The organism is Xanthomonas sp. NCPPB 2933, assembly GCF_056725225.1.
Window position 1 is genome coordinate 2355203 of record NZ_CM161518.1, and the last position, 26784, is coordinate 2381986.

Below are 26784 nucleotides of genomic sequence, written 5' to 3' on the forward strand. Positions count from 1 at the left end.
ATGAGATGACCACTTCGTCTGCCCGCTCCGTGCGCCCCGGCAGTGTGGTGCGCATGGTCCGTCGCCATCGCGGCGGCCGCAGCGCCACGGTGCAGGACATGGTGGCGGCCGAAATGCCGGTCGCCTTCAATTACAACGGCGTGCCGTTCGCGGTGATGATGGCCACGCCGGAGGACCTGGAGGATTTCGCACTCGGGTTCTCCTTGAGCGAGGGCATCGTCGATCACCCGCAAGACCTGCGGGTGATCGCAGTGGAGACGTATCTGGAAGGCGCTTCGTTGCAGATCGAGATTCCACCCGAGCGCGCCGCCGCGTTGGATCAGCGGCGGCGCAATCTGGATGGACGCAGCGGTTGCGGGGTGTGCGGCAACGAATCGATCGAAGCGGTGTTGCGTGTGCCGCCGGTGCTGCAATCGTCGCTGCAGATCGATGTGGATGCATTGGCGCGTGCGTTGGATGCATTGCATGCGCAGCAGCCGATCGCCGCGCAAACCGGCGCGGTGCATGCCGCCGGTTGGGCCGATGCGCAGGGTGTTGTGCGTTACGTGCGCGAAGACGTTGGCCGGCATAACGCGCTCGACAAGTTGATTGGTGCATTGGCGCGCGACCGCGTCGATGCAGCGCAAGGGTTTGCGGTGGTGACCAGCCGCGCCAGTTACGAAATGGCCATGAAAGCCGCGCAGGCCCGGATTCCGCTGCTTGCAGCGATTTCGGCACCGACCGCGCTGGCGATCAGCCTGGCCGACAGTGCGGGACTGACCCTGATCGGGTTTGCCCGCGATCACGATTGTGTCGTTTACAGCCATCCGCAGCGCCTGGATCTGGGCGTTGGCGTGGGAGAGCCCGCATGAGCAAGAAAACCATCCAGCAGTACGACAATCCCGCCGGCGGCTGGGGCGCATTGCGCTCAGTAGCCAAGCATCTGATGGAACAGGACATCGCGGTGCAGGGCGCCAAGACGCTGCTGCACGCCAACCAACCGGACGGCTTCGACTGCCCCGGCTGCGCCTGGCCCGATCGCGATCACACCTCCACCTTCGAATTCTGCGAGAACGGCGCCAAGGCCGTGGCGGCCGAATCCACCGCACGCCGTGCCGGCAACGAGTTGTTCGCCTCGCACAGCGTCAGTCTGTTGTCGCAATACAGCGATTACTGGCTGGAAGGGCAGGGCCGCCTGACCCACCCGATGCGCTACGACGCGGCCACCGATCACTACGTGCCGGTGAGCTGGGACGATGCTTTCGCGCAGATCGCCGGGCATCTCAATGGCCTGGCGACCCCGGACGAGGCGATCTTCTACACCTCCGGGCGCACCAGCAACGAGGCGGCGTTTCTGTATCAGTTGTTCGTGCGCGAGTTCGGCACCAACAACTTCCCCGACTGTTCCAACATGTGCCACGAGCCCTCCGGCACCGCGCTGCGTTCGCAGATCGGCGTGGGCAAGGGCACGGTGTCGCTGCACGACTTCGAACTGGCCGATGCGATCTTCATCTTCGGCCAGAACCCGGGCACCAATCATCCGCGCATGCTTGGCGAACTGCGTCAGGCCTCCAAGCGCGGTGCGGCGATCGCCGCATTCAATCCGCTGCGCGAGCGCGGGCTGGAGAAATTCGCCGACCCGCAAGACAAGCTGGAGATGCTGCACAACGGCTCCACGCGCATCGCCTCGGATTATTTCCAACTCAAGATCGGCGGCGATCTGGCCGCGGTGAAGGGCATCATCAAGCACGTGCTGGAGCGCGATGCGCAGGCACAGCGCGATGGCACGCCGCGTTTGCTGGATCTGGAGTTCATCGCCGAGCACACCGCCAACTTCGACGCCTTCGCTGCCGACGTGCATGCGGAAGCCTGGGACACCATCGTCGAAGAGTCCGGCCTGGACGAAGCGGCGCTGCGCAAGGCCGGCGAAATTTATCTCAACGCCGAGCGCGTGATCGCCTGCTGGGGCATGGGCATCACCCAGCACAAGCACTCGGTGGCCACCATCCACATGATCACCAACCTGCTGTTGCTGCGCGGCCATCTGGGCCGGCCGGGCGCGGGCGTATGCCCGGTGCGCGGCCACAGCAACGTGCAGGGCGACCGCACGATGATGATCTACGAAAAACCGCCGGCCGCCTTCCTGGACAAGCTGCAATCTGTGTTTGGTTTTGCGCCGCCACGCGAAGACGGCTTCGACACCGTCGGTGCGATCGAGGCGATGCTGGACGGGCGCGGCAAGGTGTTCTTCGCAATGGGCGGCAACTTCGCCGCCGCCACGCCGGATACCGATGCCACGCATCGCGCGCTGCGCAACTGCGAACTCACCGTGCATGTCACCACCAAGCTCAATCGCAGCCATCTGGTGCATGGCCGCGATGCGTTGATCCTGCCGTGCCTGGGGCGTACCGAAATCGACATCCAGGACGCCGGCTCGCAAGGCGTGACGGTGGAAGATTCGATGAGCATGGTGCACCTGTCGGCCGGCATCAATCCGCCGGCCTCGCCTGACCTGTTGTCCGAGCCGGCGATCGTGGCGCGCCTGGCCGAGGCAACGTTGGGTGCGCGCAGTGCAATCCGCTGGCGTTGGTTGGTAGGCGACTACGACCGGGTGCGCGATCTGATCGCGCAGGTATTCCCGGACTTTGCCGACTTCAATCAGCGCGTGCGCACGCCGGGCGGATTTCGTCTGTCCAACACTGCGCGCGATCGCCAGTGGGTGACGCCCGAACAGCGCGCAGTGTTCAAGCCGCACGCAGTGCCCACCGACAACCCGATCCATCGCGCACGTCGCAGCCACAGCGACCAGATGGTGTTTACGCTGGCCACCACGCGCTCGCACGATCAATACAACACCACCATCTACGGCCTGGACGATCGCTATCGCGGCGTATTCGGCGAGCGCCGCGTGCTCTTCATCAACGGCGCCGACATCGCAGCGTTGAACATGAAGGCCGGTGACTGGGTGGATCTGGAGAGCCTGTGCGAGGACGGTGTGCACCGCGAGGCGCGCCGCTTCCTGCTGGTGGACTACAACATCCCGCGCGGCTGTCTGGCGGCCTACTACCCGGAAACCAACGCGCTGGTGCCGCTATCCAGCTTCGCCGACGAAGCGCGTACGCCGACCTCCAAGTCGATTCCGGTGATCGTACTGCCGCACCGCGCCGAGACTGCGGATGCCGCATCGCGCGATATCGGGGCCGTGCTTGTCCGCTGATCCACAGCTCACCGCGCAGCTGCTCACCGCGCTGGCCGACGCACCCGATGGCGTGTCGCTGGCGCGGTTGTGCAAGCAATTGGGCGTGCGCATGAGCGTGCTGCTGCGCACATTGGCCTGGCTGGGCAGCGCCAGTCTTGATGGCCAACCTGGTCCGGGGTGGATCCAGGTGGAAGACCGCGGCGAGCGGCAATTCGCGCTGCTGACGCCTGCCGGGTTGGCGGCGCATGCGCAGCGCGAAACGGCGCAAGCGCCACACGTTGACTAAGTAATTTGCTGGTTGTTTGCACGGAACCATGCAAGCCGACATTCTCAACATGCACGCCGACCATCTCCACTGGTCCTTGCCCGCCCACTGTCGCGGGACCTTACGCGGCATGGATGCCGCGTAAGAGCCTACACGGACGTACTTGCGGCGTGTCCCGCGCCGGTGGGCGGGCGAGGGCCCTGCAGCCAAGCCGAAGATCGTCGGCTCTACAAGCGATCTATCTGCATTGTCCAACTACTCAAAGCCAACCAATCTTTCGAGTCGGTGCATTGTCATAGATGCAGTCAAATGCTTACGTCAAAAGCCTGGTTAGTCGAGCGCGCGGTGTCCTCACCGCTTGCGGGACACGCCGTGAATCCATCCCTGGAGGCTCGGTGGCGGCATCCATGCCGCCACACGGTCCCGCAAGCGGTGAGGACACCGCACCAGAATGTTGGTCGGTGGTCGGATGAAAGCCTGTCTGTTGCTCGGCTTGCGTTAGAAAGCTGATCGGACCCGGCGTCATCCAAATAATGCACGTCATGCACTGCTTGCACCATGCACACCGACATTCTCGACTGGTCCTTGCCCGCCCACCGGCGCGGGACCTTACGCGGCATGGATGCCGCGTAAGAGCCTACAGGGACGTACTTGCGGCGTGTCCCGCGATGGTGGGCGGGCGAGGGCCCTGCAGCCAAGCCTAAGATCATCGGCTCTACAAGCGATCTATCTGCATCGTCCAAACGTTCCTAACTTTCCGTGTGTCCCACGATGCTGGGCTGGCAAGGGCCCTGCAGCCAAGCCGAAGATCATCGGCTCTACAAGCGATCTATCTGCATCGTCCAAACGCTCCCAACTTTCCGTGTGTCCCACGATGCTGGGCGGGCGAGGGGCCCTGCAGCCAAGCCGAAGATCATCAGCTCTACAAGTGATCTATCCGCACTCCTTCAGCGCTTCAACCGAGATCTCATAGCCCTGCTGCCGTAAAGCGGACGGTCACGCCTGTAACTTTTCCCAGGCCGGTTGGTCCGCGCAAACTGCTGCTGCAATCTGCCAGAATCGGCCGTCTTGTCTTGTCTGGATGCCGATCAACGATGACTGCTGCCGCGCCGCTTGCTTCGCCCATCAATTCGCCTGCGCGCGTGCTATTCGCCAGTTTGATCGGCACCACCATCGAGTTCTTCGATTTCTATATTTATGCCACTGCCGCAGTGCTGGTGTTCCCAACCTTGTTCTTTCCTGCCGGCGATGGCAGCGCCGCGATGCTGCAGTCGTTGGCGACATTTGCCGTCGCATTTGTCGCGCGGCCGGTGGGCTCGGCCGTGTTTGGCCACTTCGGCGATCGGGTCGGGCGCAAGGCCACGTTGGTGGCGGCGCTGCTGACGATGGGCTTGTCCACGGTGGCGATCGGCTTGCTGCCCAGCTACGCGCAGATCGGCGTGTTTGCGCCTGCATTGTTGGCGTTGTGTCGCTTCGGACAGGGCCTGGGTTTGGGCGGCGAGTGGGGCGGGGCAGTGTTGCTTGCCACCGAAAACGCGCCGCCTGGAAAACGCGTGTGGTACGGCATGTTTCCGCAGCTGGGCGCGCCGCTGGGCTTCCTATTGTCCACTGGCACCTTCCTGGGCATGGGCGCAGTGCTCGACGATGCGCAGTTCATGCAGTGGGGCTGGCGGGTGCCGTTTCTGGCCAGTGCATTGCTGGTGCTGACCGGCTTGTGGGTGCGCCTGAGCATCACCGAGACACCCGATTTCCAGAAGACCCTGGACCACAAAACACGCGTACGCCTGCCATTGGGCACGGTGATCACCCAGCACTGGCCGGCCTTGATCATCGGCACGCTGGGTGCGTTCGCCACCTTTGTGCTGTTCTATCTGATGACGGTGTTCGCGCTGGGTTACGGCACCAAGACGCTGGGCTACGACAAGGAGCAGTTTCTGCTGCTGCAGATGGCCGGTATCGTCTTTTTCGCGATCGGCATTCCGCTTTCGGCCAAGTTTGGTGATCGCCATGGCGCACCGCTGGCGATGATGCTGGCCAGCATCGCGATCATTGCGTTCGGGCTGGCATTTGCGCCGCTGTTCCAGGCCAATCATCCGTTGCAGGTGTTGATCTTCCTGGGGTTGGGCTTCTTTTTCATGGGCCTGACCTACGGCCCCTGCGGCACGCTGCTGGCCGAGTTGTATCCCACCGAGGTGCGTTACACCGGCGCCTCGTTGTCGTTCAATCTGGCCAGCATTCTGGGTGCGGCGCCGGCGCCGTATGTGGCCACGCAACTGGCCGCACGTTATGGCGTGCAGGCAGTCGGGCAGTATCTGGGTGGCGCTGCGGTGTTGAGTCTGTTGGCATTGATCGCGGCGCGTGCGATGCGGCGCCGCTCCAGCGAAGCGCATCCGTTCGTGTAGGAGCGCGCTGGCGCGCGATGAAGCGCTATCGATCATGCTTGATTGCATGCCGGCAGGCGCTTGCTGCGCGGCTCAGCCGGCCTCGATCAGACTGCCAGACGTACCTGATTGCGACCGCCGGCCTTGGCCAGATACAGGTGCTTGTCCGCCTCATTCAACAGATGATGCAGCGACTGGTCGCCTTCGCTGGCGATGCACACGCCGATGCTGACCGTCATGCTCAGCGTTTCGTCGCCCACGCGTACGCGCAAGGCGCTGATGCGCTCACGCAAGGTTTCGAAATAGTCGCTGGCGTTGGCGATATCCAGCCCCGGCACCAGCAGGCAGAACTCTTCGCCGCCGAAGCGCGCTACCAGATCCTGCGGCCGCGCATGCCCGGAGACCGAGGCGGCCACCGCACGCAATGCCTGGTCGCCGGCCTCGTGGCCCCAGGTGTCGTTGATATGTTTGAAGTGGTCGATGTCCACCATGGCCGCGGTGACCGTCTGGTCCTGTGACAGCAGGGTGGGGATCACCCGCTGGCTCTGTTCCAGAAAATAGCGCCGGTTGGGCAGGCCGGTGAGGAAGTCCCGGGTGGCTAGGTCCTGCAGCGTGCCGATCAGTTCCAGCTGGTCCACGTTCTGCGACACGCGGCAGAAGAATTCTTCGCGTGAGAACGGTTTGCGCAGGAAATCGTTGGCACCGTTCTTGAGAAAACGCGGGATCAGCGACGAATCGCTGTTGCCGGAAATGCCGATCACGGCAACCTTGTCGCGCGACCGGATCGCACGCAGCCGGCGGGTGAATTCCACGCCTTCCATGCCGGGCATTTCCTGATCGACGATGGTCAGGCGAATGCCGGGGTCGCGCTCGATCGCCTGCAGGCCAGAGGCACCATCGGCAGCGAGCACCACGCGGTAGCCGTACATCGACAGCAATGCGCCGGCATAGGTACGCGCAGACAAGGAGTCGTCCACTACCAGAGCGGCGATACGGCGATTGCGCTCCAGGCGCTGCACCAGCCAAGCCAGATATTCGATGGCACCTGGCGCATTTTTGAGCACGTAATCGATGATCTGCTGCTGCAGCACGCGCTGGCGCAGATCCTCGTCGTAGACCCCGCTGACCACCACGGTGGGCAGTTTGCGCGAGAGGAAAAATTCCACGACCTTGTCGCGGTCGCCATCCACCAGCACCAGCCCGGTCAGGACCAGGAACCAACCATCTTCTTCGTCCAGTACGCGTGCCGCTTCGGCCAGAGTCGAGACAACCGTCACGGGCAGTTCCACGCGTTGCTCGATGGCTTCGCGCAGCATGCTGGTGAACGTGCGCGAGTTTTCCACCAGCAACACGCGTTGCGGCAAGACTGCGCTTTCACTATTGCGATGTAGGGTGCCTGGGGACATCGGTTAGCCGTGCGGATCGAACCGTCATACCAGCTAACGGCTCTGCTCGCCAAAACTTGAGCGCTTCGTCTCAAAGTGGCGAAGACTAAGAGCGGTTAACAAATGAGTGCAGTGGTTTTGTCGGCGGTATGTTGGTGGATGCAGTCAGAGGTCCAGATCAAACGCTGCGTGGGTCGAGGGCGCGGTGCCCTCACCGCTCGCGGGACACGCCGCAAGTACGTCCATGTAGGCTCGGTGGCGGCATCCATGCCGCCACACGGTCCCGCAATCGGTGAGGACACCGCACCAGAGAGTTTGTCGGTTGCTTTCTTAAAGCTTGTCCATCGCTCGGCTTACATTGAGAAGATGAATCAGGCGTGCCGTTATCTAAGCAACCCACGTAAGGCATTGCTTGCACCATGCACACCGACCATCTTGACTGGTCCTTGCCCGCCCACCGTCGCGGGACCTTACGCGGCATGGATGCCGCGTAAGAGCCTACACGGACGTACTTGCGGCGTGTCCTGCGATGGTGGGCGGGCAAGGGCCCTGCAGCCAGGCATCAGATCAGCCGGCCCGCAGTAGACTGGCGTGAAGTAGTTTGGTCAGCCGCTCTTGGGCCCAGATCACCACAGCGCATCGCGTAGCCGGTACCAGCTCATCGCCGCCACAAGTAGCGGGGTGCGCAGCCGCCGTCCGCCGGGGAAGGGCAGGTGCGGGATGCGCTCGAACACGTCCAGACGCTGGCTTTGACCGGTGATGGCCTCGGCGATGACATGACCGGCAAGACCGGTGGCTGCCACGCCATGGCCGGAGAAACCCTGCGCGAAATACACGTTGGCCGCCAGCCGGCCCCAGTGCGGGGCGCGGTTGCGCGAGATGTCCACGTAGCCACCCCACAGCGTTTCCAGCGGCACACCGCGCAACTGCGGGAACACCGTGTGCATGCGCTGGGTCATCAAGCGATTCAGGCCAGGCGGCGGACGTGAGGAATAACTGGCGCGGCCGCCGAACAGCAGCCGGTGGTCGGCGCTGAGCCGGTAATAATCCAGCGCCCAGTTGGTATCGGCCACGGCCATGTCGTTGGCGATCAAGGCGCGTGCGCGGGCCTCACCCAGCGGCGGGGTTGCGCCGACATAGGTGCCCACGGGCATGATGTGGCGTTCCAGCGATGTAGAAATGCCGTGCAGCAAGGCGTTTCCGGCGATCACGCCGAAGTCGGCGCTGACGCTGCCCTGGGCGGTGTGCATCACCACGCGGTCGCCGTGCTCCTGCCGGGTCACCGCCGAGCCTTCGTAGATGCGCACGCCGGCCGCCAGCGCCGCGCGTGCCAGGCCGAGCGCGTAGGCCAGGGGATGCAGATGGCCGCTGGCCGGGTCGAACATCGCGCCCAGATACAGCGGGCTGTCCAGTACCTGCCGGGTGCGTGCGCGGTCCCACCATTCCAGCGGGTAGTCGTAGCGCTCGGCCATGCGCACGATGCCGTGCTGCAAGGCCTGCACCTGGCGCGGTTTCAGCGGCACGTGGGCGTGACCGTCGCGCCAGTCGCAGGCGATGGCATGACGCTCGATGCGCGCGCGCAGCAGGCGCATGCCGTCGCGTGAGAAGTCGAACAACAGCCGCGCATCGGCATTGCCGACCAGTGCTTCCAGCGTTTCCTGCTCGCAGCCGTAGCCCACGATGGCCTGGCCGCCGTTGCGCCCGGACGCGCCCCAGCCGATGCGCCTGGCTTCCAGCACGATGACCTTGTAGCCGGCCTCGGCCAGGGCCAGGGCCGCAGTGAGGCCGGTGTAGCCGGCGCCGAGAATGCAGACATCGGCGCGTTCAACGCCTTGCAGGCGCGGCTGCTCCGGCAAGGCGGGCGTGCTGCGCACGTACCAACTGTCGGGATAGCCGTTGCCCGGCGTGTCGGTGTCTGGCAGTGATGTGGCCGTGCGGCTCATCAAACGGTCCGCAGATACCGGGCGTAATCCAGATCCGGCACCAGCGCCTGGTAGTCGAGCAATTCGCGTTGTTTTTGCTGGCCGAACACATGCTGGAACTGGCTGCCGAACTGCTCGCCGATGAAAGCGCTGGCGCCAAATGCATCGACTGCGCCTTGCCAGGTACGCGGCTGGAACACCGCTTGCGCATAGGCATTGCCGGTGACCGGCGCGGTGGGCTCGCCGGGGTGCTGCAGGCCATCCAGCATGGCGGCGAGCACGGTGGCGGCGACCAGATACGGGTTGGCGTCCGCGCCGGCAATGCGGTGTTCGATCCGGGTATTGCGTGCATCGCTATGCGGGATACGCAGCGCCACGGTGCGATTGTTGAAGCCCCAGCTCGCATCCAAGGGCACGAAGGCATTGCTGACAAAACGTCGATAACTATTGGCGTGCGGTGCGAACACCAGCAGCGAGGCATCCGCATGCCGCTGCAGCCCGGCGATGGCGTGGCGCAGGCTGTCGGCCGTCGCATCGGCGCTGCTGGCAAACACGTTGTGGCCATCGCCATCGAGCAGGCTCACATGCAGATGCAAGCCGCTGCCTGCCTGGCCCGAGAACGGCTTGGCCATGAAGCTGGCGAGCTTGCCCTGCTGCTGCGCGATCGCCTTGATGGTGCGCTTGAGCAGCAGTGCCTCGTCGCAGGCGGCGACCGCGTCGGCGCGATGTTGCAGGTTAATTTCGAACTGCCCGGGCGCGTATTCGGCCACCGCCGTATCGGCGGGGATGCCTTGTTGCCGGCAGGCGGCGGTGACCGCATCGGTGAAGTCGCGCTGGTCGTCCAGGTCCTGCAGCGAATACACCTGGGTGCTGTCGCTGCGCTCACCGGTGACGGGGTCGCGCGGGGTCTGCGGACGCCCCTGCGCGTCGGGCACCGCGTCGAACAGATAGAACTCCAGTTCCACTGCGATCACCGGGGTCAGGCCCAGCGCAGCGAAGCCACGCAATACACGCTGCAGCACCGCGCGTGGTGCGACCTCGAACACGCTGCCGTCGGGGTTGTGCATCGCCAGCAGCAACTGCGCCATCGGCTGCGGTGCCCACGGCACCGGACGTAGCGAGCCTTCGATCGGCCGGCAGATGCGGTCGGCATCGCCGATGGCGTAGCCCAGCCCGGTTTCTTCCACGGTATTGCCGGTGATGTCGGTGGCGATCAGCGACATCGGCAGGCACACGCCATCGCGATAGATCTTGCCCAGCGCCTCGCCTGTCACACGTTTGCCACGCAGCACGCCGTTGGTGTCGGGCAGCAGCAGGTCGACCGATTCGCAGCCATCGATGCGCGCCAGCGTGGCGGCATCGGCAGCAGGCAAGGACGCGACGAAGTTTTCGGAAGCCATGGGCACCACCTGCGAAGTCGCCGCCCAGCCTAGCAAAGCCTGCGTGAGCAGTCGCAACCGCAGTCGCGTTGCGCTTGGCAATGCGTGCGGCGGCGCGGTAAGTTCGGCTGCATCGCAAGTGCATTGCACCTGACGTTCAACGCTCTACACCGGGATGTCTGCATGGCTGTCGTTCCACTGGTCGGGTTGCCGACCGATCGCATCCAGCAAGGGCCGCATCCGTTTCTGGCCGCTGGCGAAAAATACATTCGCGCGGTGGTGGAGGCGGCGGGCGCGATGCCGGTGTTGCTGCCGAGCCTGCAGCCCACGCTGGATGCAGACGTGTGGCTGGATCGGTTGGATGGCCTGTTGCTCACTGGTGCGGTGAGCAATGTCGAGCCGCATCACTACAGCGACGAGCCCAGTTGGGAAGGCAACCTGCATGATCCCGCACGCGATGCCACCAGCCTTGGCCTGATCCCGCAGGCGTTTGCACGTGGCCTGCCGGTGCTGGCGATCTGCCGCGGCCTGCAGGAGGTCAACGTGGCGCTGGGCGGGCGCTTGCATCAACGCGTGCAGGAGGTGCCCGGCCTGGCCGATCATCGGGAAGACCGCAGCGCACCGCTGGACACGCAATACGGCCCTGCGCATCTGGTGCAGCTGCAACCCGGCGGCTGGTTGGCCGGCATGAGCGAGACCGATCAGGTGTGGGTGAATTCGTTGCACGGGCAGGGTATTGCGAAGCTCGCCGACGGGCTGGTGGTCGAAGCCACTGCACCGGATGGCCTGATCGAAGCCTTTCGTGGCGCCGGGCCGGGCTTTTTGCTGGCGGTGCAATGGCATCCGGAGTGGCGTGTCACACAGCATCCGTTCTACCGTGCCATCTTTCAGGCCTTCGGCGATGCCTGTCGTCAATACGCCGCTCAACGCGGCCAGTGAGGTTGCATGTCCATCCGCACACGTTCGCGCAAATCCACGCCCAAGCAGCCGGAAAGCGCGCTGCGCCGCTGGCTCAAGGAGCGCAACATCACCGAGGTGGAGTGCCTGGTGCCGGACATCACCGGCAACGCGCGCGGCAAGATCATCCCCGCCGACAAGTTCTCGCACGACTACGGCACCCGCCTGCCGGAAGGCATCTTCGCCACCACCGTCACCGGCGATTTCCCGGACGATTATTACGAGCTGACCTCGCCCTCTGATTCGGACATGCACCTGCGCCCGGACGCCTCCACCGTGCGCATGGTGCCGTGGGCCGCCGACCCCACCGCGCAGGTCATCCACGATTGCTACACCAAGGATGGGCAGCCCCATGAGCTTGCGCCCCGCAACGTGCTGCGCCGCGTGCTGGACGCGTATGCCGAGGTGAAGCTGCAACCAATGGTGGCGCCGGAGCTTGAATTCTTTCTGGTGCAGAAGAACACCGACCCGGATTTTCCGTTGCTGCCACCGGCGGGGCGCTCCGGCCGCCCGGAAACCGCGCGGCAGTCGTATTCGATCGATGCGGTCAACGAGTTCGATCCGATCCTGGATCTGATGTACGACTACTGCGACGCGATGGAACTGGACGTGGATACCTTGATCCACGAATCCGGCGCGGCGCAGCTGGAGGTCAACTTCACCCATGCCGATGCGCTGTCGCGCGCCGATCAGGTCTTCATGTTCAAGCGCACCATGCGCGAAGCCGCGTTGCGGCATGGCGTGTACGCCACGTTTCTGGCCAAACCCATGGAAACCGAGCCGGGCAGTGCGATGCATATTCATCAGAGCCTGTTGCATACCGGCACTGGCAAGAATGTGTTCAGTGGCAAGCGCGAAGGCGGTTTCAGCGACACCTTTGCGCATTATCTCGGTGGCCTGCAGAAATACATTCCGATGGCGATGGGGTTGCTGGCACCCAATGTCAATTCCTATCGAAGGCTGATGTTCGGCGAGGTGTCGCCCAGCAATGTGCTGTGGGGGTTCGACAATCGCACCTGCGGGCTACGCGTGCCGATCGACACCCCGCAGAACATGCGGGTGGAAAGCCGCTTTGCCGGCTCCGATGCCAATCCGTATCTGGCGATGGCAGCGACCTTGGCGTGCGGGTTATTGGGTATCCGCGAAAAGCTGGAACCGACCGCGCCGATCAGCAGCAACGGCAAGGAGCAGGGCTACGATCTGCCGCGCTCGCTGGGTGAAGCTCTAGACGGATTGGAGGGCTGCGAGGCATTGCAGGAGATGTTGGGTCGGCGGTTTGTGCGCGCCTATATCTCGGTGAAGCGGAAGGAATACGAGACGTTCTTTCGTGTCATCAGTTCGTGGGAACGGGAGTTCTTGCTGTTGAATGTCTGAGGCGTTTTCGACTCGCGCAGCGTGCTGCGTCGTCTCCTTCTCCCATCGGGAGAAGGTGCCCGAAGGGCGGATGAGGGTACGGCATATAAGGATGCATGATGCCTCGCGCATTGGACATTGGGCACCGCGCCCCGTTCGCGCGTTTCACTCCTTGTTCGGCATGCGCCACTGAAAGCATCTTGTGCCCGGCCGATCGACCGTAGACTGCACGTACCCCGTAGCCGGAGTGCCCATGGATCCGCAAGCACTGAAGACCTTGCAGCAACTCGATGCCGCCCATCACCTGCATCCGTTCAACGACAACGCAGCATTGGCCGAGAAGGGCACGCGCATCCTGACGCGCGGGCAGGGCGTGTATGTGTGGGATGCGGACGGCAACAAGTTGCTGGATGCGTTCGGCGGATTGTGGTGCGTGAATGTGGGCTATGGACGCAAGGAGCTCGCGCAGGCGGCGGCGCGGCAGATGGAGCAGTTGGCCTACTACAACAGCTTCTTTCAGTGCACCACCGAGCCCACCATCCATCTCGCCGCCAAGCTGGCCGAGCTGACGCCGGGCGATTTGAACCATGCGTTCTTCGCTAACTCCGGCTCGGAGGCCAACGACACCATCCTGCGGCTGGTGCGGCACTTCTGGGCGGTGCAGGGGCAGCCGGAAAAACGCATCTTCATCGGCCGCCACGACGGCTATCACGGCACCACCATGGCCGGTGCCAGCCTGGGTGGCATGAAAGGCATGCACAAGCAGGGCGGCTTGCCGATTCCGGATATTCATCACATCTCGCCGCCGTATCACTTCGGCGATGGCGGTGAGATGGATCCCGAAGAATACGGGCTGCTGGCAGCGCGCCGCTTGGAAGAAAAGATTCTGCAGCTCGGCCCCGAGAACGTGGCAGCCTTCATCGGCGAGCCGATCATGGGCGCGATCGGGGTCTATATCCCGCCGCGCAGTTACTGGCCGGAAATCGAGCGCATCTGCCGGCGCTACGACGTGCTGCTGGTCGCCGACGAAGTGATCTGCGGCTTCGGCCGCACCGGTGCGTGGTTCGGTGCGGATTACTTCGGCTTCCAGCCCGATGTGATGACGCTCGCCAAGGGCATCACCTCCGGCTATATCCCGTTGGCGGCAGCGATGTTCAACGATCGCGTGGCCGGTGTGCTCAAGACGCACGGCGGCGAGCTGGCGCATGGCGGCACCTATTCCGGGCATCCGGTGTGTGCGGCGGTGGCGTTGGAGAATGTGCGGCTGTTGCAGGACGAAGGCATCGTGGAGACCGCACGCACCCGGATTGCGCCGTATCTGGCGCAGCGCTGGGCCGAGCTGGGCGAACATCGCCTGGTGGGCGAGGCACGCATCGCCGGGCTGGTCGGCGCACTGGAACTGGTGCCGGACAAGCGCCAACGCGGCACGTATTTTCCCGAGCGCGGCCGTGTAGGGGCGCTGTGCCGCGACTTCGCACTAAAGCGCGGGCTGATCCTGCGCGCGACTTACGACGCCATGCTGCTGTCGCCACCATTGATCATCACCTGCGAGCAGGTCGATGAGCTGTTCGACAAGGCCTGGGCGGCGCTGGACGACACCGCGCAGGCGCTGGGCAGATGAGTGGCCCTCATGGCGCGCGCACGTCAGCCGGGTGCGCGTGACGCGCGGAAACCGCAATGGTCGAATGCGGCATGCCACCCCGTCCAATGGCCGCGCCCGCCAGGCGCAGCAAACCTCGTTTTCGATAGCCGCTGCAAGCCAGGGAAATAAGCTGGGCAAACAGAAACCCGATGCGTAGGCTGGAACCTCGACCGGCCACACCGCCGGCCCCGCCATGACCGCACTGCTTTGGAGATCCACATGACGTTGCGATTGCTCGCCCTGACGCTGTCCACCACCTTGTTGGCCGCCTGCGGTGGCGGTACTGCGCCAGGTAACGCCGACGCACGGGCCAAGGTGCTCAACGTCTACAACTATTCAGACTACATCGCAGAAGACACCATTCCCGCGTTCGAAAAGAGCAGCGGCATCAATGTCACCTACGACGTGTTCGACAGCGACGAGATGGTGGAAGCCAAACTGCTCGCCGGCGGCAGCGATTACGACGTGGTGGTGCCCACGCTGAGCTTCTTCGGCCGGCAGATCCAGGCCGGGGTGTTCCTGCCGCTGGACAAGAGCAAGATCCCCAACCTGGTCAATCTGGATCCGGACATCATGCGCCGCATCGCCGCGCAGGATCCGGGCAATGCCTTTGGCGTGCCGTACATGATCGGCACCACCGGCATCGGCTACAACGTGGACAAGCTCAAGGCCGTCTTCGGCAGCACCGAGGTCGCCAACAGCTGGGATCTGGTATTCAAGCCGGAAAATCTGTCGAAGTTGAAGGACTGCGGCGTCACCATCCTCGACACGCCCTCGGACATGATTCCGATCGCGCTCAATTATCTGGGTCTGGATCCGCACAGCACGGTGCCGGCGGAGATCGAAAAAGCCGCCGCGCTGATCAAGACGATTCGCCCGTATGTGCAGAACTTCCACTCCAGCCAGTACGTGACTTCGCTGGCCAATGGCAATACCTGTCTTGCAGTGGGCTGGTCGGGCGACATCATCCAGGCGCGCGACCGCGCAGTGGAGGCCGGCAACACCGTCAAGGTGGCCTATTCGATCCCGAAGGAAGGCGCGCCGCAGTGGTTCGACATGCTGGCCATTCCCAAGGACGCCAAGCACCCCGACAACGCCTATGCCTTCATCAACTATCTGTTGAAGCCGGAGGTGGCCGCAGCCAACAGCAACTTCATCCACTACGCCAATCCGGTGCGCACTGCCACCCCGCTGGTGGATGCGGCGATCCGCAACGACTCCACCATCTACCCGCCGCCGGAAGTGACCGCCAAGATGTTTACTTACGCGATCAATCCGCCGGAAGTGGACCGGCTGTACACGCGGCTGTGGACCGAGATCAAGACCGGTCGTTGAGGCGTCGGTGGGTTGAAGGCGCGGCCGCGTAGCCAGGTCTTCATAAAGAACCAATCAGTCCAAGCGGCAGCTGACCAGGCTCGTCACGCAATCTGTACCGGGCGGTTCAAATAATTGTATGGTTGCGCCGCCTTCGCCGGAACCGCTGCTGCGGCACGTCGTTGCGCGCGCCTCGCCCACGACACAGGACGCCTGACTTTGAGCAACCACGATCACCAGTCCAACGACGGCCAGGCTTCGGCCCAGGATGCCCAAGGCAACGCTGCACACAATCAGCAGGAGCCGCCCGAGCCCTCGCCGTTGAAGAACCCCAAGGTGAAGTGGACGCTGATCGTGGTCGGCCTGCTGGTGGTGGTGTTGCTGGCGCTGTGGCTGGCCTACTACCTGATCAAGGGCCGCTACATGCAGAGCACCAATAACGCTTATCTGCAGGCCGATTCGGTGGCGGTTGCGCCGCGCGTCAGCGGCTATGTGACCAAGGTGATGGTGGGCGACAACCAGATCGTGGAGGCCGGCCAGCCGCTGCTGCAGATCGACGACCGCACCTACCAGGCGACCCTGCAGCAGGCCGAGGCCGCAATCGCCGCGCGCCAGGCCGATATCGCTGCGGCAACCGCCAACGTGTCCGGGCAGGAGTCGTCGCTGGTGCAGGCGCGTAGCCAGGTGACCTCGGCAGCAGCAAGCCTGAAATTCGCCCAGGCCGAAGTGAAGCGCTTCGCCCCGTTGGCCGCCTCGGGTGCAGACACCCACGAACATCAGGAAAGCCTGCAGCACGAACTGGCCCGCGCACGCGCCCAGTACGACGCGGCGCAGGCACAGGCCAAGGGCGCGCAGAGCCAGATCCTGGCCAGCAATGCACAGCTGGAGCAGGCGCAGGCCGGCGTGAAGCAGGCCACCGCCGATGCCGACCAGGCCCGCGTGGCGGTGGAAGACACCCTCCTCACCAGCCGCATCCGTGGCCGGGTCGGCGACAAGACCGTGCAGGTGGGCCAGTTCCTCGGCGCCGGCACCCGCACCATGACCATCGTGCCGCAGCAATCGCTGTACCTGGTCGCCAACTTCAAGGAAACCCAGGTCGGCCTGATGCGTCCGGGCCAACCGGCCGAGATCGAGGTCGATGCGCTGTCGGGCGTGAAGCTGCACGGCAAGATCGAAAGCCTGTCGCCGGGCACCGGTTCGCAATTCGCACTGCTGCCGCCGGAAAACGCCACCGGCAACTTCACCAAAGTCGTCCAGCGCATTCCGGTGCGGATTCGCGTGCTGGCCGGTGACGAGGCGCGCAAGGTGCTGGTGCCGGGCATGTCGGTCGAAGTGACGGTGGATACGCGCTCGGCCAAGGACGCCAAGCAACGGGCCGAGGAGGAATCCGATCGCGTGCAGGCGCAGGAGCGCGCGCGATGAGTGCAGCCGCAGCCACCGGCCCGCGTGCCGGCGGCAGCGCCCAACGCGAGAAGGCCGAACCGGGCGCCTGGCTGGCGGTACTGGCCGGCACCATCGGCTCGTTCATGGCGACGCTGGATATCTCCATTGTCAACGCGGCGCTGCCCACCATCCAGGGCGAAGTGGGCGCCAGCGGCACCGAAGGCACCTGGATTTCCACTGCGTATCTGGTCGCCGAGATCATCATGATCCCGCTGACCGGCTGGTTCGTGCGCACGCTGGGCCTGCGCAACTTCCTGCTGATCTGCGCAGTGATGTTCACCGCGTTTTCGGTGGTGTGCGGCCTGTCGACCTCGTTGACGATGATGATCATCGGCCGCGTCGGGCAGGGTCTGGCCGGCGGTGCGTTGATTCCCACCGCGCTGACCATCGTCGCCACGCGCCTGCCGCCCAGCCAGCAGACCATGGGCACCGCCTTGTTCGGCATGACCGTGATCATGGGCCCGGTGATCGGCCCGCTGCTGGGCGGCTGGCTCACCGAAAACGTCAGCTGGCATTACGCGTTCTTCATCAACGTGCCGATCTGCGTCGGCCTGGTGGCCTTGTTGCTGCTCGGGTTGAAGCATGAAAAAGGCGATTGGGCCGGCCTGCTCGATGCCGACTGGTTGGGCATCTATGGCCTCACCGCCGGCCTGGGCGGGCTCACCGTGGTGCTGGAAGAAGGCCAGCGCGAGCGCTGGTTCGAATCCAGCGAGATCAACATGCTGAGCCTGATCTCCCTGAGCGGCTTCATCGCCTTGGTGATCACCCAGTTCCGTCGCCGGCCGCCGGTGATCCACTTGTCGTTGTTGCTGCATCGCAGCTTCGGCGCGGTGTTCGTCATGATCATGGCGGTGGGCATGATCCTGTTCGGGGTCATGTACATGATTCCGCAGTTTCTGGCGGTGATCTCCGGCTACAACACCGAGCAGGCCGGCTACGTGCTGCTGCTGTCCGGCCTGCCGACCGTGCTGCTGATGCCGATGATGCCCAAGCTGCTGGAAGTGGTGGATGTGCGCATTCTGGTGATCGCCGGGCTGATCTGTTTTGCCGCGGCCTGTTTCGTCAATCTGTCGCTGACTGCCGACACCGTGGGCATGCATTTTGTCGCCGGCCAGTTGCTGCAGGGCTGCGGGTTGGCGCTGGCGATGATGTCGTTGAATCAGGCCGCGATTTCGTCGGTGCCGCCGGAGCTGGCCGGCGACGCATCGGGCTTGTTCAACGCCGGCCGCAACCTGGGCGGCTCGGTGGGCCTGGCGCTGATCTCCACGTTTCAGGAGCGCCGCATGACCTTCCATACCGAAACCATCGGCAGCGCGATTACCGCCAACGCCTCGCGCGCGCAGGAGTTCTTGTCAGGTCTGGGCGCGCAGATGCAGGGCAGCGCCGGTGCGGAGGCCGCGATCCGCTCGATCGCGCAGCTGGCGCGCCTGGTGCAGCAGCAGGCGCTGGTGATGACCTATAGCGATCTGTTCTGGATCTTCGGCGTGATCGTGGTCTGCACGATTCCGCTGGCCTTTTTGCTCAAGCCGTTACCCAAGGGGGCGCACCTTGCAATGCACTGATTCCATGCGCCTGATCCGCATGCCGCTAGCAGCCGCGCTGAGCGCGGTGCTGCTCGGCGGCTGCATGCTCGGCCCCAACTACACCAAGGCGCCGGTCGTGGCCGATGCGGCCATGCAGGCGCCGGCATTGCATCGCGCAAGTGGCGCCGAGGTGGTTGCCGCTGCGCCGTTGAATCACTGGTGGGAGGAGCTGCACGATCCGATGCTCACCCAACTGGTCACCCAGGCGTTGGCCGACAGCCCCGATCTGCGTGCCGCGCAGGCGCGGTTGTTGGCTAACCGCGCACTGGCACGCCAGCGTCGCGCCGAGCGTCTGCCCAAGCTCAATGCCAGCGCCTTGTACGCGTATGCCGAGCCGCCGCAGACCATCGTCGATACGCTCGGCGAGTTGCAGAATGGCCAGAACAGCCAGCCGCCGGCCGCGGGCAACGAGGAGGCGAGTCTGGACAAGACGCAGATCTACAGCGTCGGCTTCGATGCGAGCTGGGAGCTGGATCTGTTCGGCCGCCGCCGCCGCGCCGCCGAAGGTGCGCTGGCACAGGCGCAGGCCTCCGAAGCCGAGCTGGCCGATGCGCAGGTGCAGCTGGCTGCCGAAGTCGGGCAGGTCTATCTCAACTACCGCGGGCTGCAGGCGCGTCTGGCCATTGCCGACGCCAACCTCGACAAGATCGGGCAGACCTTGCGGCTGACCCAGCAGCGCCGCGAACAAGGCGCTGCTTCGGATCTGCAGGTCGAGCAGATCGCCACGCAAGTGCAGCAGCAACAGGCGCAACGCCTGCCGCTGGACATGCAATCGCAGGAGGCATTGGACCAGCTGGCGTTGATGGTCGGGCGCGAGCCCGGTGCACTGGATACGCAATTGAGCACAGCGCAGCCGTTGCCGATGTTGCCCACCCAGGTGCGTGTGGACGATGCCGGTGCGTTGATCCGTCGCCGCCCCGACGTGCGCAAGGCCGAGCGCGAGCTGGCTGCCTCCAGCGCGCAGATCGGCGAGGCATTGAACGGCTATTTCCCGCAGGTGACCCTGCTGGGCGGTCTGAGCTGGGTGGCAGGTTCGCCAGGCGATTTCAATTCCGATGCATTGACCACGTTGGCGGTGCCGATGTTGCGCTGGTCGATCTTCGATTTCGGCCGCACCAAGGCCCAGGTGGAGCAGGCGCGTGCCGGCAATGCCGGCCGCGAGGCCGCGTACGAGGGTACCGTGCTGGGTGCGTTGCAGGATGCCAATTCCGCGTTGGCGCGCTTCGGCTCGGCGCGCAAGCAACTGGTGGTGGCGCGGCAGGCCGAAGCCTCGGCCACGCGCTCGGCCGGACTGATGCAGCAGCGGCGCGATGCCGGCGCCACTTCGTCGATCGACCTGCTCGATGTGCAACGCCAGCAACTATCCGCGCAGGACGCAGCCGCGCAGGCGCAGGTGCAGTTGCTGGTGAACTACGTGGCCTTGCAGAAAAGCCTGGGCCTGGGCTGGAGCGAACCGGCGCAGGAGGCGCGCTGAGCGATTCCTGATGCGGCGGGCGCAAGCGCTGCAGCCGCAGTCGGGTTTTGCCATGATGCGGTGAGTGGTCGCCAGTGCGGTCCTCGCGCCTTCGCAATCGAGAGGTTTCATGGCAGTTCCCGAGCAGCTCTCCACCGGCGACACCGCGTATCTGAGCATCAGCGAGGTCCGCAAGGAGTTCGACGGCTTCGTCGCGGTCGACGATGTCAGCCTGCAGATCCGCAAGGGCGAGATCTTCGCGCTGCTGGGCGGCTCGGGCAGCGGCAAGTCCACATTGCTGCGCTGCCTGGCCGGCTTCGAACGGCCGACCAAGGGGCGCATCGTGCTCGATGGCCAACCCATCGACGCGCTGCCGCCGTACGAGCGCCCGATCAACATGATGTTCCAGTCGTATGCGCTGTTTCCGCACATGAGCGTGGAGCAGAACATCGCATTCGGATTGAAGCAGGAAGCCTTGTCCAAATCCGCCATCGCCGCGCGTGTCGGCGAGATGCTGGAGCTGGTGCAGCTCGGCAGCTTGGCCAAGCGCAAGCCGCATCAATTATCCGGCGGGCAGCAGCAACGCGTGGCGTTGGCGCGCTCGCTGGCCAAGCGGCCCAAGCTGCTGTTGCTGGACGAACCGATGGGCGCGCTGGACAAGAAGCTGCGCTCGCAGATGCAGCTGGAACTGGTCAACATCATCGAAACCTCCGGCGTCACCTGCGTCATGGTCACCCACGACCAGGAAGAGGCCATGACCATGGCCACCCGCATCGCGCTGATGGACAAGGGCTGGATCCAGCAGGTCGGCACCCCCGACGAGATCTACGAACAACCGGCCAACCGCTTCGCTGCCGAATTCATCGGCTCGGTCAATCTGATCGACGCGGTCATCGTCGAAGACGAGCCGGATTACGTCAGTTTGAAAACATCGGCATTCGCTGCACCCATCCGCATCGGGCATGGCATCACCGGGTTCGCAGGGCAAACGGTGGCGTTCGCGCTACGTCCCGAAAAACTCGCCATCGGCAAGGACGAACCCGCGCAGACCTGCAACAAGGCGCACGGGGTGATCGAAGACATCGCCTATTTCGGCAGCCATTCGGTGTATCACGTGCGCTTGCCGAGCGGCTTCAAGTTGATGGCCCATTTCGCTAACCGCCAGCGTTGGGCCAGCGAAGCGCTGACCTGGGGCGATGCGGTGTGGGTGGGCTGGGGCGAGGACGATGGCGTGGTGCTGACCGCATGAGAGCGGCCAGCAAAACTACTGCGCAGCCGCCAGGGGCGCGCGGCCGGTGCTCGGAATCCTCATGTACCACTCGTACACTGCGGTTCCTCCGCGCCGTCCGCGCCCCCCTGGCGACTGCTCGCTACGTTTTGCTAGCCACTCTTCGCCATGCACTGCCGGGCGCACGCTGGGGCGTGATCGCCGCACCGTATCTGTGGCTGCTGCTTTTCTTCGCGATTCCGTTCCTGATCGTGCTGAAGATCTCCTTCGCCGAGCACGCCACCGCAATGCCGCCGTACACGCCATTGTTCGCCGTGGCTGCCGATGGCGCGGTGAGCATCAAGCTGCATCTGGGCAACTATCTGGTCTTGTTGCGCGACAGCCAGTACGTGGCGGCGTATGCGAGTTCGATCAAGATCGCAGCGATCTCCACGGCGCTTGCGCTGCTAATCGGCTACCCGATGGCCTACGTGATCGCGCGCCTGCCGCTGGCCACGCGCAACGTGGCGATGATGCTGGTAGTGCTGCCATCGTGGACCTCGTTCCTGATCCGCGTGTACGCCTGGATCGGCATCCTCGACGGCAACGGATTGCTCAATCAGGCGCTGCTGGCACTGGGCGTTATCCGGCAGCCGTTGCACCTGCTGTACACCCCGATCGCCGCCTACATCGGCATCGTCTACTGCTATCTGCCCTTCATGGTGTTGCCGCTGTACGCCAATCTGGTCAAGCACGATCAACGTTTGCTTGAGGCGGCCTACGATCTGGGCGCGCGGCCGTGGCAGGCGTTTGTGCGCATCACTTTGCCGCTCTCGCGCAACGGCATCGTGGCCGGCTGCATGCTGGTGATGATTCCGGCGGTGGGCGAGTTCGTGATTCCGGAAATGTTGGGCGGCCCCAACACCTTGATGATCGGCCGCGTGCTGTGGGGCGAGTTCTTCAACAATCGCGACTGGCCGGTGGCCGCTGCAGTAGCCACTGTGATGTTGTTGTTGTTGCTGGTGCCGATCGTGATCTTCCACCGTTATCAACAGCGCGAGCTGGAAGGGCGGCTCACATGATGCGCGCCTCTCGCAGTAGACGCGTGCTTGGCGGCAGCGTGCTCGCGCTGGGTTTCGGCTTTCTGTACCTGCCGATCCTGTTGCTGATGGTGTACTCGTTCAACGCCTCGCGCCTGGCCACCGTGTGGGGCGGTTTTTCCACGCGCTGGTATGGCGAATTGCTGCGCGACCGGCAGTTGCTGGACGCGGGCTGGGTCAGCCTGGAAGTGGCATTCTGGACCGCGTGTGCATCGACAGTGCTGGGCACCATGGCGGCGATGGCAATGGTGCGCATGCGGCGCTTTCCCGGCAAAACCTTGTTCGGTGCGTTGATTACCGCGCCCTTGGTGATGCCGGAAGTGATCATCGGCCTGTCGATCCTGCTGTTGCTGGTGTCGATGGGCGGGGTGCTCGGTATCGCACCGCGCGGGGCGGTCGCGATCTGGGTGGCGCATGTCACCTTCACCGTCTCGTTCGTCACGGTGGTGATCTCCTCGCGGCTGCAGGAGCTGGATCGTTCGCTGGAAGAAGCCGCGATGGATCTCGGTGCGACACCGCTGAAAGTGTTCTTCCTGATCACCTTGCCGATCATCGCCCCCGCATTGGCCTCGGGCTGGCTGCTCGCCTTCACGCTATCGCTGGACGATGTGGTGATCGCCAGTTTTCTGGCCGGGCCCAATTCCACCACGCTGCCGATCAAGGTATTCGCCTCGGTGCGGCTGGGCATCAGCCCCAAGATCAATGCGCTCGCGACGGTGATGGTGCTGGCGGTCTCGGTCGCCGCGGTGATCGGGTGGTGGCTGTTGGCGCGCAGCGAAAAACGCCGTCAACGCGATGCGCAATTGGCATTGCAATCCGCTCTCTGAGCGCGTGCCGGTATTGAAGCGGTAGTAGGCAGCGCTTACATCGAAGTGGACTGCACCGCTCGGAACTGCGGTGCACGCAGGGTACATGTGGGTGACGGGCGCCTGCCTTGCTGCTGCGCTGTTGTTTCGTTGGCCGCGCTTACTTGGCCGGAGGCGTATAGCCGCTATCCCATGGCTGCGGTTTGGTCAAAAAGCACTGGTACTCGGCGCTGATCTCGTAACCCTGCTGCTCGGTTCTGGGCTGCTCGGCGGGCCGATCATCGCGGTTGCTTTTGCCATCGCGCTTATTGTCTTTGCGTTCCTGTTTGCTCGGATAGATCGTGACCATGTTCGGCAAGGAACTGGCGGTCACGAACTGGCGGATGGCAGTGTCCGAGCAGGCCCGCACTGCCTCCTCCTCGCATGGCTGGGCAGGGTTGGGCAGGTTGTTGGTGCAAGTCACGGTCACGAATCCGTTCGCGCTGGGGCGTGGTCCGCGCATCACGTCCTGGATGAACGCGCAACCGGGCAGGAATGCGCTTACGACGATCGCCAACGCAGTGCAAAAGAACAAACGCATCGAGGTTCTTCCGTGAGTGATCGATTCTGATCAGAGCCGGAATGCTAGAGCATTTCTGGCCCTGTCATGCCATTGCGCAAAGTAAAGTTGGGCCACTGGCGACAGTCTGTTTCGGGCAGGCGCTTCCGGGCGGTCATGTTGGGGTCGCAAGCGCCATGTGATCGCGCTGCGGCATTCCGTCGGGGTGCGGGCAAACACAGCGTTGCAGCGATTTCAGATGGTTGTGACGCGGCTGCAACTTCCCGGCGACTAGCATGACCGCCTTGCTACAGGAGACCGTCATGTCCTACGACACCGTCAACCCGGCCAATGGCCAGGTCGAGCACACCCAGCAAACCCTGGATGCCGCCGCCATCGAGGCGCGTCTGGCCGCTGCTGCCAAGGCGTTTCCCACCTGGGCGGCGCTGCCGCTGGCCGAGCGGGGCGCCTTGCTGCGCCGCGTCGGTGAAGAGCTGAGCAAACGGCGCGACGATCTGCAGCGCATCATGACTGCCGAGATGGGCAAGTTGCGCCATGAAGCGCTGGCCGAGGTCGACAAGTGCGCGCAGGGTTGCGCGTACTACGCAGATCACGCGGCCGAGTATCTGGCACCGCGCGACATCCCCACCGAAGCGCAATCCAGCTACGTACGTTACGAGCCGTTGGGCTGCGTCTTTGCGGTGATGCCGTGGAATTTCCCGTTGTGGCAGGCGTTTCGCTTTCTCGCACCGGGCCTGATGGCCGGCAACGTCGCGTTGCTCAAGCACGCCAGCAATGTGCCGCGTTGCGCCGATGCGATGAAAGAAGTGCTCGATGCTGCTGGTATTCCGCCGGGCGTGTTCGATGTGCTGCATATCGACAACGACCAGGCGGCTGACGTGTTGCGTGACGATCGCATCGCCGCAGTGACGCTCACCGGTAGCGAGCGTGCGGGCCGGTCGCTGGCCGCAAACGCGGGCGACCAGTTGAAGAAATGCGTGATGGAACTCGGCGGCAGCGATGCCTTCGTGGTGCTGGAAGACGCCGATCTGGAGCACACCGTCACGTCTGCCGTGCAGTCGCGTTTCGACAACAGCGGGCAGACCTGCATCGCCGCCAAGCGCTTCATCGTGGTGGACGCGATTGCCGATCAATTCATCGAACGCTTTGTCGCTGCCGCGTCCAAGCGTGTGCTCGGCGACCCGCAGCAGGAAACCACCACGCTCGCGCCGATGGCACGCGCCGACCTGCGCGACGAGTTGCACAAGCAGGTGCAGGCCAGCGTGGAGAAGGGCGCAAAGGTGCTGCTCGGTGGCGAGCCTGTGGCTGGCTCGCATTCAGGCTATCCCACCACCATTCTCGACCGTGTTGCCCCGGGCATGCCGGCTTACGAGGAAGAGTTGTTCGGCCCGGTCGCCTCGGTGATCCGCGTGGCCGACGAAGCAGAAGCGGTGCGTGTGGCCAACGACACCACCTTCGGTCTGGGCGGCAGCGTGTGGACGGCAGATGCCAAACACGGCGAGCGCGTGGCGCAGCAGTTGCAATGCGGTGCGGCGTTCGTCAATTCGGTGGTCAAGAGTGATGTGCGTTTGCCATTCGGTGGGATCAAGCGCTCCGGTTTCGGGCGCGAGCTGGCCGAGCATGGCATTCATGAGTTCATGAATATCAAGACGATCTATGTGGCTTGATTGCAGGGATTGGTGAGTCGGGATTGGGGATTCGCACAATCAGGATTTGTACAAGCGATGCACTTCCCTTCTCCCGTCGGGAGAAGGTGCCCGAAGGGCGGATGAGGGTACGGGTTACACGCCCGGTCAACGATGCGGCTCTAACCAATCCCGAATCCCAACTCCCCAATCCCGGCCGCAAAGCGGCCTCACAGCCACCGCGCGCGCTTGAACAGGCGATACAGCACCAGGCACGAGCCAACCACACCGGCTACCAGCAGCGGGTACGCGTAGCGTTTGTCCAGCTCGGGCATGTGGGTGAAATTCATGCCGTACCAACTGGTGATCAGGGTAGGGGCGGCCAGCAATGCAGCCCATGCGCCTAAGCGTTTGACGGTCTCGCCCTGGGCCAGGGTCACCATCGACAGGTTCACACTCAGCGCAGTGCCCAGCATTTCGCGCAAGGTGTCGATGGCGTCGTTGATGCGCACGGCGTGATCGAGCACGTCGCGCAGGTAGATGCCGACTTCTTCGTGGATCAGTGAGCCCGGGTTGCGCTTCAGGTGTGAGAGCACGTCCTGCAGCGGCGCCACCACCAGCCGCATCTTGTTGAGTTCGCGCTTGAGTTCGTACAGGCGCACCACGGTCTCGCGCTTGTAGTTATCGGCAAAGATGTCTTTTTCCAGGCCTTCCAGCGTGTCGCGGAACTCATCCATGATCGGCAGATAATTGTCGACCACAAAGTCGAGCACGCCGTACAGACAGAACGAGGCGCCCATGCGCAGCATCGCCGGTTCGCGTTCGACCCGGTGCCGCACCGGCGTATACGACAGCGAGGCACCATGCCGCACGGTCAACAAGAAGCGTGTGCCGAGAAACGCGTGCGTCTCGCCATAGCGGATGCGCTCGTTCACCAGCTGGGCAGTATTGACCACCACGAACAGCGAATTGCCGTAGCTCTCGGCCTTGGGCCGTTGGTGCGCCTTGAGCGCATCTTCGATCGCCAGATCATGCAGGCCGAACTCGTCCTGCAGCTTGTGCAGCACAGATTCCTGCGGCTCGTACAGACCGACCCAGACAAAGCCATCCGGGCGCTGCAGCACGTCGCTGATCTGCTCCAGGCTGATGTCGTGGCGTTCGGCATCGCCGTCGTAATACGCGCAGGTGATGACGCAGGACGGGTTGTCCGGATGGCGGCCGTGATGGTTCAT

At 64.0% G+C, this 26784-nt stretch carries 20 protein-coding genes and 1 other RNA gene; 16 read left to right on the forward strand and 5 right to left on the reverse strand.

The annotated features are described in order from the left end of the window. The first annotated feature begins 5 nt into the window (after positions 1-5). From fdhD to AC1PLU_RS09640, 4 genes are all read left to right on the forward strand, one after another. Complete coding sequence (gene fdhD, locus AC1PLU_RS09625; RefSeq protein ID WP_481108316.1) at positions 6-851, forward strand: formate dehydrogenase accessory sulfurtransferase FdhD; 846 nt, start codon at positions 6-8, stop codon at positions 849-851. Continuing rightward, positions 848-3196: an FdhF/YdeP family oxidoreductase gene (locus AC1PLU_RS09630; RefSeq protein ID WP_481108317.1), complete on the forward strand. Its 2349-nt coding sequence runs from the start codon at positions 848-850 to the stop codon at positions 3194-3196. Before fdhD ends, AC1PLU_RS09630 begins: the two co-directional genes overlap by 4 nt. Further along, on the forward strand, positions 3186-3464 hold the full coding sequence (locus tag AC1PLU_RS09635; RefSeq protein WP_023904289.1) for a hypothetical protein: 279 nt from the start codon (positions 3186-3188) through the stop codon (positions 3462-3464). The genes AC1PLU_RS09630 and AC1PLU_RS09635 overlap by 11 nt, the downstream gene beginning before the upstream one ends. 1073 nt (positions 3465-4537) lie before the next feature. Continuing rightward, a complete protein-coding gene (locus AC1PLU_RS09640; RefSeq protein WP_268214837.1) occupies positions 4538-5845 on the forward strand; it encodes an MFS transporter in 1308 nt (435 codons plus the stop codon). Positions 5846-5931: 86 nt separating this feature from the next. Here AC1PLU_RS09640 and AC1PLU_RS09645 read toward each other — a convergent pair whose 3' ends face one another. The 3 genes from AC1PLU_RS09645 to AC1PLU_RS09655 form a co-directional block, all read right to left on the reverse strand. Further along, a complete protein-coding gene (locus AC1PLU_RS09645) occupies positions 5932-7230 on the reverse strand; it encodes a diguanylate cyclase (protein ID WP_043909106.1) in 1299 nt (432 codons plus the stop codon). A 605-nt stretch (positions 7231-7835) separates the two neighbouring features. Further along, complete coding sequence (locus tag AC1PLU_RS09650) at positions 7836-9152, reverse strand: NAD(P)/FAD-dependent oxidoreductase (protein ID WP_481108318.1); 1317 nt, start codon at positions 9150-9152, stop codon at positions 7836-7838. Continuing rightward, positions 9152-10531, reverse strand: coding sequence for a glutamine synthetase family protein (locus tag AC1PLU_RS09655; RefSeq protein ID WP_481108319.1), 1380 nt, complete (start codon positions 10529-10531; stop codon positions 9152-9154). The genes AC1PLU_RS09650 and AC1PLU_RS09655 overlap by 1 nt, the downstream gene beginning before the upstream one ends. A gap of 162 nt (positions 10532-10693) precedes the next feature. Here AC1PLU_RS09655 and AC1PLU_RS09660 point away from each other — a divergent pair, with 162 nt between their 5' ends. The 11 genes from AC1PLU_RS09660 (at position 10694) to AC1PLU_RS09710 (ending at position 23389) form a co-directional block, all read left to right on the forward strand. Continuing rightward, on the forward strand, positions 10694-11449 hold the full coding sequence (locus tag AC1PLU_RS09660) for a gamma-glutamyl-gamma-aminobutyrate hydrolase family protein (RefSeq protein WP_481093417.1): 756 nt from the start codon (positions 10694-10696) through the stop codon (positions 11447-11449). A 6-nt stretch (positions 11450-11455) separates the two neighbouring features. Beyond that, positions 11456-12841, forward strand: a complete 1386-nt coding sequence (locus AC1PLU_RS09665) for a glutamine synthetase family protein (RefSeq protein ID WP_168957333.1) — start codon at positions 11456-11458, stop codon at positions 12839-12841. Positions 12842-13073: 232 nt separating this feature from the next. Continuing rightward, entirely contained in the window at positions 13074-14441 is a 1368-nt protein-coding gene (locus tag AC1PLU_RS09670; RefSeq protein ID WP_481093416.1) for an aspartate aminotransferase family protein, read from the forward strand. Positions 14442-14681: 240 nt separating this feature from the next. Further along, complete coding sequence (locus tag AC1PLU_RS09675) at positions 14682-15797, forward strand: polyamine ABC transporter substrate-binding protein (protein ID WP_481108320.1); 1116 nt, start codon at positions 14682-14684, stop codon at positions 15795-15797. A gap of 198 nt (positions 15798-15995) precedes the next feature. Continuing rightward, positions 15996-17198, forward strand: a complete 1203-nt coding sequence (locus tag AC1PLU_RS09680) for an HlyD family secretion protein (protein ID WP_481108321.1) — start codon at positions 15996-15998, stop codon at positions 17196-17198. Beyond that, positions 17195-18781, forward strand: coding sequence for an MDR family MFS transporter (locus tag AC1PLU_RS09685; protein WP_104551716.1), 1587 nt, complete (start codon positions 17195-17197; stop codon positions 18779-18781). The genes AC1PLU_RS09680 and AC1PLU_RS09685 overlap by 4 nt, the downstream gene beginning before the upstream one ends. A 4-nt stretch (positions 18782-18785) precedes the next feature. After that, on the forward strand, positions 18786-20276 hold the full coding sequence (locus AC1PLU_RS09690) for an efflux transporter outer membrane subunit (RefSeq protein WP_481108322.1): 1491 nt from the start codon (positions 18786-18788) through the stop codon (positions 20274-20276). A 109-nt stretch (positions 20277-20385) separates the two neighbouring features. Beyond that, a complete protein-coding gene (locus tag AC1PLU_RS09695; protein WP_481093414.1) occupies positions 20386-21504 on the forward strand; it encodes an ABC transporter ATP-binding protein in 1119 nt (372 codons plus the stop codon). A gap of 61 nt (positions 21505-21565) precedes the next feature. Further along, a non-coding RNA gene (locus tag AC1PLU_RS09700) (sX9 sRNA) lies at positions 21566-21641 on the forward strand. Continuing rightward, a complete protein-coding gene (locus AC1PLU_RS09705) occupies positions 21633-22544 on the forward strand; it encodes an ABC transporter permease subunit (RefSeq protein ID WP_481093413.1) in 912 nt (303 codons plus the stop codon). The genes AC1PLU_RS09700 and AC1PLU_RS09705 overlap by 9 nt, the downstream gene beginning before the upstream one ends. Continuing rightward, a complete protein-coding gene (locus tag AC1PLU_RS09710; RefSeq protein ID WP_481108323.1) occupies positions 22541-23389 on the forward strand; it encodes an ABC transporter permease subunit in 849 nt (282 codons plus the stop codon). Before AC1PLU_RS09705 ends, AC1PLU_RS09710 begins: the two co-directional genes overlap by 4 nt. Positions 23390-23528: 139 nt before the next feature. On the opposite strand, the gene AC1PLU_RS09715 is transcribed toward AC1PLU_RS09710, so the two are convergent. Beyond that, positions 23529-23948, reverse strand: coding sequence for a hypothetical protein (locus tag AC1PLU_RS09715; protein WP_481108324.1), 420 nt, complete (start codon positions 23946-23948; stop codon positions 23529-23531). Between the two features lie 254 nt (positions 23949-24202). Here AC1PLU_RS09715 and AC1PLU_RS09720 point away from each other — a divergent pair, with 254 nt between their 5' ends. Further along, on the forward strand, positions 24203-25594 hold the full coding sequence (locus tag AC1PLU_RS09720) for an NAD-dependent succinate-semialdehyde dehydrogenase (RefSeq protein WP_481108325.1): 1392 nt from the start codon (positions 24203-24205) through the stop codon (positions 25592-25594). A 188-nt stretch (positions 25595-25782) separates the two neighbouring features. On the opposite strand, the gene AC1PLU_RS09725 is transcribed toward AC1PLU_RS09720, so the two are convergent. Next, a complete protein-coding gene (locus AC1PLU_RS09725; RefSeq protein ID WP_006449555.1) occupies positions 25783-26784 on the reverse strand; it encodes a magnesium and cobalt transport protein CorA in 1002 nt (333 codons plus the stop codon).

Excerpts from the sequence above, each read along its gene's own strand:
- fdhD (WP_481108316.1), top strand. The coding sequence starts at position 6 with ATGACCACTTCGTCTGCCCGCTCCGTGCGCCCCGGCAGTGTGGTGCGC.
- AC1PLU_RS09630 (WP_481108317.1), top strand. The coding sequence starts at position 848 with ATGAGCAAGAAAACCATCCAGCAGTACGACAATCCCGCCGGCGGCTGG.
- AC1PLU_RS09640 (WP_268214837.1), top strand. The coding sequence starts at position 4,538 with ATGACTGCTGCCGCGCCGCTTGCTTCGCCCATCAATTCGCCTGCGCGC.
- AC1PLU_RS09645 (WP_043909106.1), bottom strand. The coding sequence starts at position 7,230 with ATGTCCCCAGGCACCCTACATCGCAATAGTGAAAGCGCAGTCTTGCCG.
- AC1PLU_RS09650 (WP_481108318.1), bottom strand. The coding sequence starts at position 9,152 with ATGAGCCGCACGGCCACATCACTGCCAGACACCGACACGCCGGGCAAC.
- AC1PLU_RS09655 (WP_481108319.1), bottom strand. The coding sequence starts at position 10,531 with ATGGCTTCCGAAAACTTCGTCGCGTCCTTGCCTGCTGCCGATGCCGCC.
- AC1PLU_RS09660 (WP_481093417.1), top strand. The coding sequence starts at position 10,694 with ATGGCTGTCGTTCCACTGGTCGGGTTGCCGACCGATCGCATCCAGCAA.
- AC1PLU_RS09665 (WP_168957333.1), top strand. The coding sequence starts at position 11,456 with ATGTCCATCCGCACACGTTCGCGCAAATCCACGCCCAAGCAGCCGGAA.
- AC1PLU_RS09670 (WP_481093416.1), top strand. The coding sequence starts at position 13,074 with ATGGATCCGCAAGCACTGAAGACCTTGCAGCAACTCGATGCCGCCCAT.
- AC1PLU_RS09675 (WP_481108320.1), top strand. The coding sequence starts at position 14,682 with ATGACGTTGCGATTGCTCGCCCTGACGCTGTCCACCACCTTGTTGGCC.
- AC1PLU_RS09685 (WP_104551716.1), top strand. The coding sequence starts at position 17,195 with ATGAGTGCAGCCGCAGCCACCGGCCCGCGTGCCGGCGGCAGCGCCCAA.
- AC1PLU_RS09690 (WP_481108322.1), top strand. The coding sequence starts at position 18,786 with ATGCGCCTGATCCGCATGCCGCTAGCAGCCGCGCTGAGCGCGGTGCTG.
- AC1PLU_RS09695 (WP_481093414.1), top strand. The coding sequence starts at position 20,386 with ATGGCAGTTCCCGAGCAGCTCTCCACCGGCGACACCGCGTATCTGAGC.
- AC1PLU_RS09710 (WP_481108323.1), top strand. The coding sequence starts at position 22,541 with ATGATGCGCGCCTCTCGCAGTAGACGCGTGCTTGGCGGCAGCGTGCTC.
- AC1PLU_RS09715 (WP_481108324.1), bottom strand. The coding sequence starts at position 23,948 with ATGCGTTTGTTCTTTTGCACTGCGTTGGCGATCGTCGTAAGCGCATTC.
- AC1PLU_RS09720 (WP_481108325.1), top strand. The coding sequence starts at position 24,203 with ATGACCGCCTTGCTACAGGAGACCGTCATGTCCTACGACACCGTCAAC.
- AC1PLU_RS09725 (WP_006449555.1), bottom strand. The coding sequence starts at position 26,784 with ATGAACCATCACGGCCGCCATCCGGACAACCCGTCCTGCGTCATCACC.